This is a genomic window from Acinetobacter sp. Q85-2 (assembly GCF_013420555.1).
Taxonomy (GTDB): domain Bacteria; phylum Pseudomonadota; class Gammaproteobacteria; order Pseudomonadales; family Moraxellaceae; genus Acinetobacter; species Acinetobacter indicus.
Genome location: NZ_VOXW01000017.1, coordinates 52,673 through 67,776, shown reverse-complemented (window position 1 = coordinate 67,776; position 15,104 = coordinate 52,673). Strand labels below are relative to the sequence as shown.

11 protein-coding genes and 1 rRNA gene are annotated in these 15,104 nt (G+C 48.4%); 9 read left to right on the top strand and 3 right to left on the bottom strand.

Annotation, left to right across the window (positions count from 1 at the left end; translation table 11 throughout):
* A 5S ribosomal RNA gene (gene rrf, locus FTT68_RS10440) occupies positions 1–108 on the top strand; the annotation flags it as partial.
* A gap of 442 nt (positions 109–550) precedes the next feature.
* On the top strand, positions 551–1,912 hold the full coding sequence (locus FTT68_RS10435) for an aromatic acid/H+ symport family MFS transporter (RefSeq protein WP_005181158.1): 1,362 nt from the start codon (positions 551–553) through the stop codon (positions 1,910–1,912).
* Positions 1,913–1,991: 79 nt separating this feature from the next.
* Here FTT68_RS10435 and FTT68_RS10430 read toward each other — a convergent pair whose 3' ends face one another.
* Complete coding sequence (locus tag FTT68_RS10430) at positions 1,992–2,675, bottom strand: TIGR04219 family outer membrane beta-barrel protein (RefSeq protein ID WP_180175345.1); 684 nt, start codon at positions 2,673–2,675, stop codon at positions 1,992–1,994.
* A 137-nt stretch (positions 2,676–2,812) separates the two neighbouring features.
* Between FTT68_RS10430 and FTT68_RS10425 the strand changes: the two genes are divergently transcribed.
* The 3 genes from FTT68_RS10425 (at position 2,813) to FTT68_RS10415 (ending at position 6,385) form a co-directional block, all read left to right on the top strand.
* On the top strand, positions 2,813–4,264 hold the full coding sequence (locus FTT68_RS10425; protein WP_075174677.1) for an aldehyde dehydrogenase family protein: 1,452 nt from the start codon (positions 2,813–2,815) through the stop codon (positions 4,262–4,264).
* A gap of 521 nt (positions 4,265–4,785) precedes the next feature.
* Positions 4,786–6,273 (top strand): sodium-dependent transporter, encoded by a 1,488-nt coding sequence (locus tag FTT68_RS10420; protein ID WP_180175344.1) that lies wholly within the window; start codon positions 4,786–4,788, stop codon positions 6,271–6,273.
* A gap of 1 nt (position 6,274) precedes the next feature.
* Entirely contained in the window at positions 6,275–6,385 is a 111-nt protein-coding gene (locus tag FTT68_RS10415) for a methionine/alanine import family NSS transporter small subunit (RefSeq protein WP_005181164.1), read from the top strand.
* Positions 6,386–6,463: 78 nt separating this feature from the next.
* On the opposite strand, the gene rsmB is transcribed toward FTT68_RS10415, so the two are convergent.
* Positions 6,464–7,768: a 16S rRNA (cytosine(967)-C(5))-methyltransferase RsmB gene (rsmB, locus tag FTT68_RS10410; protein WP_180175343.1), complete on the bottom strand. Its 1,305-nt coding sequence runs from the start codon at positions 7,766–7,768 to the stop codon at positions 6,464–6,466.
* Positions 7,765–8,727 carry a methionyl-tRNA formyltransferase gene (gene fmt, locus FTT68_RS10405; RefSeq protein WP_180175342.1) on the bottom strand — a complete coding sequence of 321 codons (963 nt, stop codon included), beginning with the start codon at positions 8,725–8,727 and terminating at the stop codon, positions 7,765–7,767. The genes rsmB and fmt overlap by 4 nt, the downstream gene beginning before the upstream one ends.
* A 423-nt stretch (positions 8,728–9,150) precedes the next feature.
* Between fmt and ilvD (FTT68_RS10400) the strand changes: the two genes are divergently transcribed.
* The 4 genes from ilvD (FTT68_RS10400) (at position 9,151) to FTT68_RS10385 (ending at position 14,751) form a co-directional block, all read left to right on the top strand.
* Positions 9,151–10,980, top strand: coding sequence for a dihydroxy-acid dehydratase (gene ilvD / locus FTT68_RS10400; RefSeq protein WP_180175341.1), 1,830 nt, complete (start codon positions 9,151–9,153; stop codon positions 10,978–10,980).
* A gap of 415 nt (positions 10,981–11,395) precedes the next feature.
* Positions 11,396–13,081 carry a dihydroxy-acid dehydratase gene (gene ilvD / locus FTT68_RS10395; RefSeq protein WP_005181175.1) on the top strand — a complete coding sequence of 562 codons (1,686 nt, stop codon included), beginning with the start codon at positions 11,396–11,398 and terminating at the stop codon, positions 13,079–13,081.
* A 79-nt stretch (positions 13,082–13,160) separates the two neighbouring features.
* Positions 13,161–14,483, top strand: a complete 1,323-nt coding sequence (locus FTT68_RS10390) for a hypothetical protein (RefSeq protein WP_005181177.1) — start codon at positions 13,161–13,163, stop codon at positions 14,481–14,483.
* Positions 14,464–14,751: a chorismate mutase gene (locus FTT68_RS10385; protein WP_075167674.1), complete on the top strand. Its 288-nt coding sequence runs from the start codon at positions 14,464–14,466 to the stop codon at positions 14,749–14,751. Before FTT68_RS10390 ends, FTT68_RS10385 begins: the two co-directional genes overlap by 20 nt.
* Positions 14,752–15,104: the final 353 nt, after the last annotated feature.

Here is a 15,104-nt window from a genome sequence, read left to right as displayed (position 1 = left end):
ACAATAGCAAGAGTGAACCACCTGATCCCTTCCCGAACTCAGAAGTGAAACCTCTTAGCGCTGATGGTAGTGTGGGGTTACCCATGTGAGAGTAAGTCATCGCCAGCTCATTAATTCAAAATCCCCCAAGCAAAAGCGAGGGGGATTTTTTTATGGGCGTAATTTCTAGTTTCTACATCTACGACTTGGATAGTATTTTTCTGGCTTTATGACACAATTTTTACATTTATTTGCAAATTTGTGTGGTAGAAGTTGTCATTTAAGCCTGTCTTAAAAATTGCAATGATGAAGCTTTTATTTCACTGTTTTGTAATATAAAAATTTTAAAAAATAGAATAAGTTTCCACTAATTGTAAGATTTATAACTAAATTTTCTGCTCTGAAATTGAGCTTTATTGCTAAATCAAATCTGATTTTTAAGAAAAATTTATCATTTAGACTTTTTATCCATAGACAAAAAATGAATAATCATTCATTTTATAGACAAAAGTGAATGATTGTTCATTTTTTCATATTAAGAATAAAATCTCACAATTGGAGGTGAGGATTAATGACAGCAACAACAATGAATGTGAATGCTGTAGTGGACAAGGCGAAGTTCAAACCTTTTCATTTAAACGTCGTACTCTGGTGTTTATTTGTAGTCATCTTTGACGGTTATGACCTGGCGATTAATGGCGTAGCCCTACCACTACTGATGCAAGAATGGAATATGACTGCTGTGCAAGCAGGCATGTTGGCCAGTACTGCCCTGGCCGGAATGATGTTCGGTGCCATGTTTTTTGGCATGCTGGCCGATAAGATTGGCCGTAAAAATGTCATTTTAATTTGTGTGACCTTATTTAGCGGTTTTACCTTCTGGGGCGGTTTCGCATCTAACCCGACTGAATTCGGAATTTTGCGCTTTATTGCCGGTTTAGGAATTGGCGGAGTATTACCGAATCTGGTGGCCTTAACCTCTGAATATGCACCACAAAAACTGCGCAGTACCTTGGTGACCACCATGTTTAGTGGGTATGCGGTCGGCGGTATTATGGCTGCGTTACTGGGTGCCTGGTTAACTCCAAGTTTTGGCTGGGAAGTGATGTTTTATATCGCGGGTATTCCACTGTTACTGTTACCGATCTTGTGGAAGTTTTTACCTGAATCATTGACCTTTTTAGTGAAAAAACAGCAGGATGAAAAAGCGCGCCAGATTATCCAGAAAATCACGCCAGAAGAAAAAGTCAGTGCGCAGACTCAACTGGTCTTAAATGAAGTACAGGTGCCGGATGCCTCTATTGCCGCCTTATTTAAGCAAAACCGTGGCATGAGTACCTTATTGTTCTGGTGCTGCTTCTTTATGTGTTTATTGATGGTCTATGCACTGGGCAGCTGGTTACCAAAACTAATGATGGCCGCTGGTTACTCGCTGGGTAGCAGCCTGATGTTCCTGATGTCGATGAATATTGGCGCAGTAATTGGCACCATTGGCGGCGGGATTCTGGCAGACCGTTTCCATTTAAAACCGGTGATTATTGGCATGTTCCTGATGGGGGCTGTGGCGCTGGTTGGATTAGGCTTTAACTCGCCACAACCGGTGATTTACCTACTGGTGGCGCTGGCTGGGGCTTCCGCAATTGGCAGTAGTATTCTGCTATACAGCTTTGTGGCGCAGTATTATCCACTAGCGGTGCGCTCAACCGGGATTGGTTGTGCCTCTGCAGTCGGCCGTGTAGGTGCAATTGTCGGCCCGATTATTATCGGGGTGCTATTGGGTATGGAATTACCGCATAAACTGAATTTCTTGGCGGTGGCGATTCCAGCGGTGATTGGTGCAATTGCAGTTGCCCTGATTCGCATCCAGAAAGCCTCAGAGCCGGTTACTGAAACACCACCGGTGGTGTCTAAGGCCAGTCGCTCTTATAGCTAAACCGATGTAATTCATCTAAACCAACAAAAAGCCTCAGTAGAGGCTTTTTGTTTAAAGGGAAAAAGATGATTTGCCTGGCTTAGAAATGTGCTTCCAGCCCGAGATAAGGACCTTTAAAATCCAGCTGGAGATTACGCTCATCACCTTCGTTCAGTTCCACATCTAAAATGCGGTAACCGGCCTTCAGCCCGACATCGACCAGTAAATTATCAATAAAATTATATTTCAGTTCTGCCTGTGCATCGCTAATGACAGTATTATCAAACTTGGCATAGCTGGCTTCGGCTTTGGCACTTAAACCGGTAAAAGGCAGTTTCACCCCGGCTTCGGCATACAGCATTGGCAAGGTTTCACTGACCTGTTCCACTTCAGTTAAATTCTGCTGCACGGTACCGTCCAGTACCTTGGCACCCACACCAATATCGGCACTGACAATATTGTCCAGAATTTCGTAATAGACAATGAAGTCGGAATAATCGAGGTCGATCCGCTCCATCTTTTCATTCAGAACTTCACGTTCTGATTCTGCCTCAAGTGTGCTGTGCTTGATTTTGACATTCGGCAATAACGGTACTGGATGTTCAACCGCCAAGGCAAAAGACAAACTGGAGTCATCTTTCATCTCGGGCTGGCCCAAGGCGCTCGATAAGTCACTGTCATAATGCCAGTAATCGACGCTACCTTTAACACCAATAATATCGGCCTGCGCGGCGCTAAAACAGCCAAGACCGAGGATGAAACACAATGCTGGACGTGTACGCATAAAAATCCCTGTAGAGCTTGTATATTCTCAGAATAAATTTATTGTGGAGGATGGAACCGGGAAACATCTCGGCGCATCATATCGGGAATTGGTATAAATTGCATTGACGCATCATGCAAAAAATAGAGGACCTGCACATGGCTACGCACACTGATCATCCGCACGATTATCCTTTATATCTGGCTGGACAGCCGCATGTGACCGGCCAGTGGCTAGAGGTCGAAGATAAGTATCTGCAGCGCTGTTATGCACGTGTGGCGCTGGCCGATGCAGAGACGCTGGAGCAGGCGATTCAGGCCGCAGTCCAGGCGGAAGCGGCGATGGCGGCATTAAAACCGTTTCAGAAACAGAAAATCCTGCTGCATTGTGTGCAGCGTTTTCAGGAATGCCGGGCCGAGCTCACCGAACTGCTGATTATTGAAGGCGGTAAACCGAAAAGGGCTGCCGCTGCTGAAGTGGAGCGGTTAATCAATACCTTTCAACTGGCTGCGGATGCAGTCACCCAGATGGATCAGGGCCGGATGATGCCATTGGCAGTAACTGCCGCGGCTTGCAGTTATCAGGGCATCAGTAAACAGGTACCGATTGGCGCGGTATCGCTGATCAGTCCATTTAATTTTCCTCTGAATTTAACGGCCCATAAAATTGCACCCGCGATTGCTGCCGGCTGTCCCTTTGTTTTAAAACCGGCCAGTCTAACCCCGATTTCTGCCTTAAAAATTGCCGAGATTCTGGCGGAAACCGATTTGCCGGCTGGGGCCTTTTCGGTATTGCCCTGTCCGCGTGAGCAGGCCGATGTGCTGGTCACCGATGACCGCTTTAAACTGCTGAGCTTTACCGGTTCCGATGTGGTGGGCTGGGACATGAAAGCGCGTGCCGGACGTAAAAAGGTCACGCTGGAGCTGGGCGGCAATGCTGCCGTGATGATTGAGGCCGATACCGAGGTCAATGATGCGCTGGTTGACCGGTTAATTGGCGGTGCCTATAACCATGCCGGACAGGTGTGTATTAGTGTGCAGCGTATTCTGGTGCATCGCGCGATTTACACACAGCTTAAAGATAAACTGGTCAGCCGTTTGCAGTCATTACGGGCAGCTGATCCGCGTCTGGACAGCGCTTTGGTTGGGCCGATGATTAAGGAGAACGAAGCCGTGCGCCTGAAAAAATGGCTGGATCAGGCCGTAGCAGAAGGCGCGACGGTATTGGTGGGCGGCGAACAGCAGGGGGTGATGTTCGAGCCGACATTGCTGGAGCAGGTTTCGCCAACATCGGAAATTTACCAGAATGAAGCTTTTGGTCCGGTGGCTATTCTGGAGCCGTATGAACAGTTTGAGCAGGGTATTGAACGGATTAACCAGAGCCGCTTTGGTTTGCAGGCCGGGGTCTATACCCAGAATCTGCAGCAGATGCTATATGCCTGGGACCAGCTGCATGTTGGCGGGGTGATTATTAACGATATTCCATCGTTCCGGGTCGATAACATGCCGTATGGCGGGGTCAAGGATTCGGGGCTGGGCCGTGAGGGAATTCAATCGGCAATTCGTGATATGCAGGAAGAACGTTTGCTGGTGATCCATCAACCGGGTTGACGGCTTGGGGTGCATCAAGGGCAAGCTTGAACTTGATGCATTCTCATCTATAGATCACGGCAATCTATTTAAATACAGCATCTGAAGAAAGCATTGAGGGGCGGCGATAGGCATTTTATATCATCGGGTATAAATGACCGTTTAAAGGATGGCAATTGAGTTTTCAGTTTTACTTCATAATGTATTCCAAAAAGTTTGGTAATTCATAACCAAAATTGTACAATAAATAAGCTGATTAATTGAGCGGTTGAATCAGGATAGATTATAAAAACCCAAGATTTGGAGCAGAAATTACAGAATAATTTTTTAAAAGTGAGTATTGTTGAACCATATAAAAGGGAGTCTTCACGATGCACTTTAAGCAAGTTTTCGTCATCCACTCCCTGTTTGTCATTTAGAAACCAGTACCCAAAAGGTCAAGGCTAAATCAAACACTCAAGATTAATATTGCATGGTGCTTTTTTGCTTGCGAGAAAACCACATAAAAAGCAGTGAAAAAAGCATCTAGGTTTAGGTGTTTTATGTCAGGAAATCGTGAAAACTGGTCCGCGCGATCAGGCTTTATTATTGCAGCGATTGGTTCAGCTGTAGGCTTGGGGAATATTTGGCGTTTTCCCTATGTGGCTTACGAAAATGGTGGTGGTGCCTTCCTGGTGCCGTATCTGGTGGCAATTTTTGCTGCCGGTTTGCCGTTATTATATTTAGATTACGCGGTCGGGCATAAGTTCCGTAAAGCGCCGCCACTGGCGTATAAAAAGCTCATGAACAGTGAGTCCTTGGGCTGGTGGCAGGTGATGGTGACCCTGGTCATCGGGATTTACTATGCCAGCGTTCTGTCCTGGGCCGGTAGTTATATGTACTACGCGATTGGCCAGAAATGGGGGGCAGATACCCAGGCCTTCTTCTTTAATTCCTATTTGCAAAATGGCGAAGGGCTGGCCTTGGGCTTTGTACCGACCTTATTTTTCGGTCTGGTGATTGTCTGGGCGGTGGTGATGTTCATTCTTTACGGTGGTGTACGTCGTGGTGTGGAACTGGCCAATAAAATCTTTATGCCGTTACTGGTGGTACTGTTCACGATTCTGGTGATTCAGGCGATCCGTTTACCGGGCGCAACCGCAGGTTTAAATGCCTTCTTTACCCCGAACTGGGAAGCGATGGGCAACTATAAAGTCTGGCTGGCCGCATTTGGTCATATCTTCTTCTCGCTGTCTGTGGGCTTCGGGATCATGCTGACCTATGCCTCGTATTTAAAGCGTAAAACCAATATGACCGGTTCCGGTGCGGTGGTTGCGCTGGCCAATTCGTCTTTTGAAATTCTGGCCGGTATCGGGGTATTTGCGGCTTTGGGCTTTATGGCGTTCAGCTCAGGCTCAACCGTGGAAGAAGTGGTATCTGGCGGTATTGGTCTGGCCTTTATTGCCTTCCCGAAAATTATTTCCAGCATGGGCGCAGGCGGCGACTTATTTGGCTTCCTGTTCTTCGCCTCATTGACCGTTGCTGGGATTACCTCGATGGTCAGTATTCTGGAAGTGCCGATTTCAGCTTTCCAGGACAAGTTAGGCTGGTCACGTAAAAAATCGGTCAGCATTATTGCCGGTGGTTCAGCCATTGTTTCGACCCTGATTTTCTCGACCCATAGCGCGATTACCTTTGTCGACATCATTGACTACTTTGCCAATAATATTGGTATTGTTGGCGGTGGTTTACTGTCGATTATTCTGGTGTCGTGGTTCCGTCGTCCGTTATTGTCGCAGTTACAGGTGCATATCAACCAGTACTCTAGTATTAAACTGGGTGCCGGCTGGAACTTCCTGTTAACCGTTGTGACTCCATTATCGTTGCTGGTGGCTTTAGGCTTAACCATCAAGTCGATTGTTGCAGAAGGTTATGGCGGTTATCCGGCTGAAATCTTATGGCTGGTGGGTGGCGGTACGCTGGCCCTGTTTATTGTGGGTGCCATTGTACTAAGCTGTCTGAAAGACAAAGTACCGGAAGAGGAGAACTAAGATGAATACTGAAGCGATTATCATGATGATCATCTCGACTGTCCTGCTCTGGGGCGGTTTAATCCTGGCCATGATTCATCTGAGCAAACATCCAGATGAACCAGAGGATTAAGTCTGTGATACATGCATGTGCAGACTAAGCCGCTGTAGAATAAAAAAGGAACCACCTGAGGGTTCCTTTTTTTATCGTCTAGATTTTTTCGATCCGGCAATAATAGAAGCCATCGCCGCGTCCGGCTTCCGGTAACAGCTGGCGGCCATACTGCTGTTCGACACCATAGTCTGTGGCAATTTTAATTTCTCTGGCATCGGCATGCTGGGCAAAGAACTGTTGCATCTGCTGTTCATTTTCTGCTTTTAAAATGGAACAGGTGATATACAGCAAGGTACCACCGACTTTTAGCTGGGACCACATCTGTTCCAGAATCTGCTGCTGCAGCTCGACGGTTTGCTGAATGTCAGCCGATTGACGTAACAGGCGAATATCCGGATGACGACGCATCACCCCAATGGCAGAGCAGGGTGCATCCAGCACAATACAATCGACCGGTTCGGTTGCGGTCCAGCGCGTAGCATCTGCCGCCAGAATTTCAACCTGCTGCGTATCGGTCAGTTGCAGGCGCTCCAGATTTTCCCTGACCCGTAGCAGGCGTTTCGGGTCCTGATCCAGTGCCACCAGAGTGGCCGGACTAAATTTTTCCAGGATATGTGCGGTTTTTCCGCCCGGTGCTGCACAGGCATCAATCACCACTTTGCCATTTAAATCTGGCAATAACTGCGCACAGAGCTGGGCATGTTCATCCTGCACCGAGAACCAGCCGGCCTCAAAGCCCGGCAGCTCCGGAATCTGCACTGCTTGTTCCAGAATAATCGCCACATCGGTACACTCACCTGGACGAGCCTGAATACCGGCACCCAACAGTTTATTCAGATAGGCTTCACGGCTGATCTTGCGTTGATTGACCCTTAAGGTCAGTGGTGCTGTCTGTTTCAGGTCCTGGGTCAGTTGCTCCAGCTGTTCCGGCCAGTCTTTTTTCAGACGTTTAAACAGCCAGCTGGGTAAACCATGCGCCGCTTGCAGCGTCTGCTCAAAGACCGATGTTTCACGTGAAACACGTCGCAGGATGGCATTGACCACACCACTGAGTGCCTGAAAGCCCAGCTGCTTGGTGGCAGTCACGGTTTCTGAAATAGCCGCATGGTCGGCAATACGGGTACATAAAATCTGATATAGCCCGACATAGAGACAGGTTTCGACGGTTTCATTGTTCAGCGGTTTGACCAGCAAAGGCAGGGTAATGCTTTTCAGGCCATACCATTGACGTAAGGTGCCCAAGACCAGTTCGTGATACAGCGCCCGGTCACGCTCGGCGACCTTGGTCAGATGCAGCGGTAAAATACTGGCCAGAGATTGGCCCTGCTGGACGGCCAATAAAGTACGAATCACTTGGGCGCGTAAGTTCAGATGTGACTGACCGGATGGATGTTGATTCATGCCAGCACCTGCCCAATACTTAATTTCTGGGTTTGTGCAATCTGGACCGGATTCAGCGCTTTACCACCCGGCCATTGCAGGCTGGTCAGACAGATGGCTTTGCCATCGCCACAGGCCACATGCACGCCCTGTTTATCTAGTGCCAGAATGGTCCCCGCCGACTGGCCATTGACCGCTTCATTTGACAGTATAGATCCCCAAACCCGTAAATTACTTTGCTCATCCAGCGGAATAAACGCCACCGGCCACGGGTTAAAGGCGCGAATATTGCGGTCAATTGTCACAGCATCCTGAGACCAGTCAATTTTCGCTTCGGCTTTAGACAGCTTGTGGGCATATACCGTTAAAGCTTCATCCTGTACTTCGCGCTGTTCCAGATACTGTTGTAAAGTCTGCTCCGAAGCCAGTACCGCCACAATCGCCTCCGCACCCTGAATGGCCAGTTTGTCATGCAGGCTGGCAGAGGTATCTTCAGCTGTAATCGGGCACAGGGTTTTATACATCATATCGCCGGTATCCAGCCCGGCCGCCATCTTCATAATGGTCACGCCGGTTTCAGCATCACCGGTGGCAATGGCGCGTTGAATGGGCGCCGCTCCTCGCCAGCGTGGCAGCAGCGAACCATGAATATTCAGGCAGCCATATTTGGGTGTATCCAGTACCACTTGTGGCAAAATCAGGCCATAGGCCGCCACCACCATTACATCGGCATTCAGGGCTTTTAGTTCTGCCTGCGCAGCCAGACCTTCTTCCGTGGATGATTTAAAATGTAACGGTTGATATACCGGAAGATTATGTGCCAGCGCCAGTTGTTTCACGGCAGAGGCCGTAAGTTTTTGTCCGCGGCCTGCTTTGCGGTCAGGTTGAGTATAGACTGCCACAATTTCATGCTCGGTTTTTAATAAGGCATCGAGCGCTACAGCTGCAAATTCTGGTGTTCCCGCAAAGATAATTTTCACACATGAGATTCCATATAAACTTGCCCCACATTATATGCGAAAAGCCTTTTTAAGCCTAAATTGTCATGTAAATAGAGATTGCATCTTCATGAGTTCGGCTGGGTGTTGTTCTTTGCAAACAAAATTTTATTTAAAAAATTAATATCAATAAATTTTGTTTATATAAAAGGTAAAAATTATTCATGAAAATGCCGGAGCTAATGCTTTATGATCAAATCATATCGGCTCCGTAGGCGAGTCTCCCCAGTTTTCATCAGTTGAAAGATCGCAGAATAAAAGGTTCAAAAGACCCGATCACCCAGCACGCTGACAGATTGAGCTGTAGTATGATGTGACGAAATTTCAACTGATAACCTGAAGATCAGTACATTTTAGCCAGAGATGGGGATTCACCCTCTCAAGCACAACTCGTTGGAAATACACATGCCTGACTATCGTTCAAAAACATCGACACACGGAAGAAATATGGCGGGCGCACGTGGCTTATGGCGTGCGACCGGGATGAAAGATGAAGATTTTGGCAAGCCGATTATTGCGGTGGTCAACTCTTTTACCCAGTTTGTACCGGGTCACGTGCATCTAAAAGACCTGGGTCAGCTGGTGGCACGTCAAATTGAAGCGTCAGGTGGTGTAGCCAAAGAATTCAATACCATTGCGGTCGATGACGGCATCGCCATGGGTCATGACGGCATGCTGTATTCCTTGCCGTCACGCGACCTGATTGCCGACTCGGTTGAATATATGGTCAGCGCACACTGTGCCGATGCCATGGTGTGTATCTCCAACTGTGACAAAATCACCCCGGGCATGTTAATGGCCGCCATGCGTCTGAATATTCCGGTGGTGTTTGTGTCCGGCGGTCCAATGGAAGCGGGTAAAGTCAAAATCCGTGGCAATGAAAAAGCCATCGACCTGATTGATGCCATGATTGTCGCTGCAGATGACAACTTTACCGATGAAGAAGTGGCAGAATACGAACGTTCAGCCTGTCCAACCTGTGGTTCATGTTCAGGCATGTTCACTGCCAACTCAATGAACTGCTTGACCGAAGCGCTCGGTCTGTCGTTGCCAGGCAATGGTTCTACACTGGCGACGCATGCTAACCGTAAAAAACTGTTCGAACGTGCTGGTTCTTTAATTGTGGAACTGGCCAAACGTCACTATGAACAGGATGATTACAGCGTTCTGCCACGTTCAATTGCCACCAAAGCCTCGTATGAAAATGCCATGACCCTGGACATTGCCATGGGCGGTTCAACCAATACTGTATTGCACCTGCTGGCTGCGGCCAATGAAGCCGGTGTTGATTTCACCATGGATGACATCGACCGTTTATCGCGTAAAGTGCCGGTCCTGTGTAAAGTGGCTCCGGCAAAAAATGATGTACATATGGAAGATGTCCACCGTGCCGGCGGGATCATGGGTATTCTAGGCGAGCTGGATCGTGCCGGTTTGCTGGATACTTCTGTACCGACCGTACATGAAGCAAGCTTAAAAGATGCCTTAGATAAATGGGACATCATCCGTACTGAAAATGAAGAGGTGTACACCTTCTTCAAATCGGCGCCAGGTGGCGTTCCGACCCAGACTGCATTCTCACAGGACCGTTATTATTCACGCCTTGATGGCGACCGTGAAAATGGCGTGATCCGTAATGCTGAACATGCCTTCTCTAAAGATGGTGGTCTGGCCGTGCTGTACGGCAACATCGCGCTGGATGGCTGTATCGTAAAAACTGCGGGTGTAGATGAATCCATCCTGAAATTTAATGGTACAGCTCGCGTATTTGAAAGCCAGGATGCCGCAGTAGAGGCGATTCTGGGTGGTAAAATCAGCGCCGGTGATGTGGTGGTGATTCGTTACGAAGGTCCACGTGGTGGTCCGGGGATGCAGGAAATGCTGTACCCAACCAGCTACCTGAAATCTAAAGGTCTGGGCAAAGACTGTGCCTTGCTGACCGATGGCCGTTTCTCGGGCGGTTCATCTGGCCTGTCGATTGGTCACGTCTCTCCGGAAGCGGCAGAAGGTGGCGCGATTGGTCTGGTCGAAGATGGCGACCGCATTGAAATTGATATTCCAAACCGTAGCATTCACCTGGCGGTTGATGATGCAACCATGGCAGCGCGCCGTGAAGCACAGGAAGCCAAAGGCTGGCAGCCGGCTGAGGAACGTCCACGCAAGATTTCTAAAGCGCTGAAAGCCTATGCCATGCATACCACCAGTGCGGCCAAAGGTGCGGTACGTGAAATCTAAGCGCTAAGTTTTTAGAGCTACAAAAGCACTCCTGATGGGGTGCTTTTTTATGTGAGAAGCTAAGTTTGAAAGGGATCGCTTCAGCACGACACCGTCTTAAAGAGAAGGATTTGATAATGGTTGATTAGCTTTGGTTCGACCGACCTTGCGAAATATATTGCTCATTGGGCAAAAGGAGGTAAAACTATTTTCATCTGCAAAACTCGTTCAGTACCCGCAGGTTTCACTGATATCGCAAAACCATTTAATATGAATTGTAGTCCTGCCTCGGACCGTTGCAGATGACTTGGGTATAGATCAAATGTTCGAGAAACCGCTGAAAGCTATATTGTACGGATTTAATTCTATACAATAATCGTAGAATAAATTGCCAAACACTGTGGCTTCAATCCAGTGATCGCCAAGGAAGAAACCAATGAGTAAAGATAATATCCGCGAACATTCCGCCCCGGTCTATGAGGGCATTGAAAATGCACCGGCACGTTCCATGATGCGCGCCACCGGCTTTCAGGATGAGGATTTTACGCGTCCTTTTATCGGGATTGCCTCAACCTGGGCCAATGTCACGCCGTGTAATATGCATATTGATGGGCTGGCGCGTGAAGCCGAAGCCGGGGTCAATGCCGCTGGCGGTAAGGGGATTATCTTTAACACCATCACCATTTCGGACGGGATTTCAAACGGCACCGAGGGCATGAAATATTCGCTGCTAACCCGCGAGATTATTGCCGATTCGATTGAAGCCGTGGTTGGCTGTCAGGCCTATGATGGGGTGATTGCCATTGGCGGCTGCGATAAAAATATGCCAGGCTGTATTATGGGGCTGGCGCGCCTCAACCGTCCGGGGCTGTTTGTCTATGGCGGCACCATCAAGCCGGGCGCCGGCCATACTGACATGATTTCAGTATTTGAGGCAGTCGGGCAGCATGCCAAGGGCGAAATTAATGAAATTCAGGTCAAACAGATTGAAGAAGTGGCCTTGCCGGGACCGGGTTCCTGTGGCGGCATGTACACCGCCAACTCGATGGCCTCGGCGATTGAAGCCTTGGGCATGAGTTTGCCGGGTTCATCGGCACAGGAAGCGGTGTCTGAAGACAAGAAAATTGACTGTCAGCGTGCTGGTGAAGCGGTAATGAACCTGCTGCGTCTGGACATTAAACCGCGCGACATTATGACCAAAGCCGCGTTTGAAAATGCCATTAAAGTGCTGATTGCCCTGGGCGGTTCCACCAATGGCGTGCTGCATTTACTGGCGATGGCGCATACGGCCGGGGTCGAGCTGAGCCTAGATGATTTTGTCCGCATTGGTCAGGATATTCCGGTGGTGGCCGATGTACGTCCATCCGGTCAATACCTGATGTCTGAACTGATTGCGATTGGCGGGATTCAGCCGCTGATGAAACGGATGCTGGATGCCGGCATGCTCGATGGTTCCTGCCTGACCGTGACCGGTAAAACACTGGCCGAAAACCTGGCGGATGTTGAAGACTATCCGGAAGGCCAGCAGATTATCCTGCCATTTGATGCACCGGTGAAAAAAGATTCGCATCTGGTGATTTTAAAAGGCAACCTGTCGCCAACCGGTGCGGTGGCAAAAATTACCGGTAAAGAAGGGCTGTATTTTGAAGGCCCGGCACGGGTGTTTGAAGGTGAAATTGGTGCCATGCGCGGTATTCTTGACGGTCAGGTGCAGCCGGGCGAAGTGGTGGTAATTCGCGGTGTTGGACCAAAAGGCGGACCGGGCATGCCTGAAATGCTAAAACCGACCTCAGCGATTATTGGTAAAGGCCTGGGCGATGCTGTGGCCCTGATTACCGATGGCCGTTTCTCCGGCGGCAGTCATGGCTTTGTGATTGGCCATGTGACCCCGGAAGCCTATGAAGGTGGGCCAATTGGTTTGGTGAAAAATGGCGATAAAATCTCCATCAATGCCGAAACCCGTGAAATGACCTGGCATGTGTCTGAACAGGAAATTGCCGCGCGTCAGGCGGCCTGGGTCAAGCCAAAACCAAATTATACGCATGGTGCACTGGCCAAATTTGCCCGACTGACCTCAGGGGCAGAGACCGGCGCCGTGACCGATTTAAATTTGGATGTGTAATTGATCATTTAAGATCAAATTGTTATAAACCGGTGTAGTATCTTTTATTGCACCGTTTAATCCTTTAGAGGCTCAGCTCATGTCACTGTTACGCCGTTGGTTTGATCCAATCCGATCGAGTTGGTTTTATCAAAAACCGTCTCGTCAAGCGGTGTTACCGATTGAGCAGGGCCTCAGTATTCATCTGCGTTTAGATGATGTGTATAGCTATCTGGCAGTGCAGGAACTGCCACAGCTTGAAGAAATTCTCTCCGATGCCTTAAAGCCGTTAAAAGTAATTATTTCCAGTGGCAGTGCAGAGCCGCCGAACCAGATGTCGGCGCTGGAATGGCAGAACTATTGCCTGAATGATGCACAGATCCTGTCCAAGCAGCATCGTTTCAGTTTTCATGACACCCCGGAACAGCCGACCCCGGAAGCCTTGGCGCAAGCTGAAACCATCTTGCGGCATACGCCTTTGCGCGGTCAGGATTTTCTGTATTTGCTGGAAGATGTATTCCATATGCTCTGGCAAAAACAGTATGGCAAATTGCGCACCCTGTATGCCATGGCCAGCCGCCATCATCAGGAACAGCATTTTCCGGAACGGATCTTTAATCAGGACGCCATTCTTGCCAGCTATTTCGAGTTTGGTGGCCGTCAGTATCATGCGGTAGATGATTTGTTACGCCTGACCCGGCGCCTAAAACAGCAGAAGCTGCTGACCGGTAATCCGATTTTCCTGATCAATCATATTGAATGGCGTGAGCATTTAATTAATGATGCCGAAGCTTTAAATGAAATTCAGCGTATGGACCCGGAGCTGGATTTATATATCGCGCTGGAAGATCCGATTTCCTGGCTGCTGCTGGCCTATATTCAGGAAGAGCTGGCCAATTATTATAATATTCATTTGAATGTCTATCCGCTCAGTTATCAGGGCCGTGACCTGTTTGACTGGAGCCTGGCCACCCGTTTATCCAAACGCACCGAAGTCGCGTTTACCCCATTTTGCCGGCCGACCCAGGATGCCACCTATCAGATGGCGCGACTGTTTTATAGCGTGCCGGAAGAGCAGCGCATGCAGGCCATTCACCGAATTTTGCAGGCGGTGTGGACCCAGGGCAAAGACCTGTCTTTTAAAGCCCATTTCGAGCAGTTACGCCGTGAGCTGAACATTGTTGAACTGAGCAGTGCCGATATTGAACAGTATCTTAAAGACAATGACATGCTCTGTGAAATGAAGTCTCAGCCGAATTTACCGGTGCTGGAGCTGCGGATTGACGGGCAAAGTTATGTGTTTAATAGCCTTTATCGCGTCTGGATGATTGAAAGTATTTTCAGTAATGTGTTAGAAGAAAAGTACAAAAGTGAAAACGAAGCTGAAAATGACATCTTACAACATGAAAAAAGAGAAAGTTGAGTCGCTGGAACAGGCTCGCGCACAGATTGATGTGATTGATAGTGCTTTGGTGGAGCTGATTGCAGCGCGTCAATATTATGTTGATCAGACCACCCGTTTTAAAAAATCAGAAACCGATATGCAGACCCCGGAACGCCAGGCCCAGATTCTGGAGCGTTTGCGTAGCCAGGCCACCAGCTTGGGGCTCGATGCTCAGCTAATTGAACAGCTGTACCAGACCATGTTCCAGCACTTTATTCAGCGTGAACTGAAACAGTTTAGACCTTAAAACCGATAACAATTAAAAACGCGCTGGCACTCTGTTTTCATCATAGCAGGCCGGGATGATCTTCCTGATTCCGGCGGCGCGGATTATTTTTGCTCGTCTTTAATCTTTAGCCAGAACCGTAGACATCAGCACTCGGCAGGTGAGATGAATCTGGGAGGTTATTTCGCTTCAAGATCAAGGTTGGTTGAAAAACAAGCGAATCATCTAACTTTAATTTAAAAATAAACCGATGGCGGTATTTTGCGCAAAGCTAGAGCCCGGCAGGCTTTGCGCGCGTCTATAGTTTTTTGGTAAACTAAATCTATTGATTTTATTACATATTTTAACACTATAGATTTGACTTAATTGAAAAT

Bases quoted from the DNA above. Each gene is read 5' to 3' on its own strand.
- FTT68_RS10385 (WP_075167674.1), top strand. From the start codon at position 14,464: ATGAAAAAAGAGAAAGTTGAGTCGCTGGAACAGGCTCGCGCACAGATT.
- FTT68_RS10425 (WP_075174677.1), top strand. From the start codon at position 2,813: ATGGCTACGCACACTGATCATCCGCACGATTATCCTTTATATCTGGCT.
- ilvD (WP_180175341.1), top strand. From the start codon at position 9,151: ATGCCTGACTATCGTTCAAAAACATCGACACACGGAAGAAATATGGCG.
- FTT68_RS10430 (WP_180175345.1), bottom strand. From the start codon at position 2,675: ATGCGTACACGTCCAGCATTGTGTTTCATCCTCGGTCTTGGCTGTTTT.
- FTT68_RS10435 (WP_005181158.1), top strand. From the start codon at position 551: ATGACAGCAACAACAATGAATGTGAATGCTGTAGTGGACAAGGCGAAG.
- FTT68_RS10390 (WP_005181177.1), top strand. From the start codon at position 13,161: ATGTCACTGTTACGCCGTTGGTTTGATCCAATCCGATCGAGTTGGTTT.
- FTT68_RS10420 (WP_180175344.1), top strand. From the start codon at position 4,786: ATGTCAGGAAATCGTGAAAACTGGTCCGCGCGATCAGGCTTTATTATT.
- rsmB (WP_180175343.1), bottom strand. From the start codon at position 7,768: ATGAATCAACATCCATCCGGTCAGTCACATCTGAACTTACGCGCCCAA.
- FTT68_RS10415 (WP_005181164.1), top strand. From the start codon at position 6,275: ATGAATACTGAAGCGATTATCATGATGATCATCTCGACTGTCCTGCTC.
- ilvD (WP_005181175.1), top strand. From the start codon at position 11,396: ATGAGTAAAGATAATATCCGCGAACATTCCGCCCCGGTCTATGAGGGC.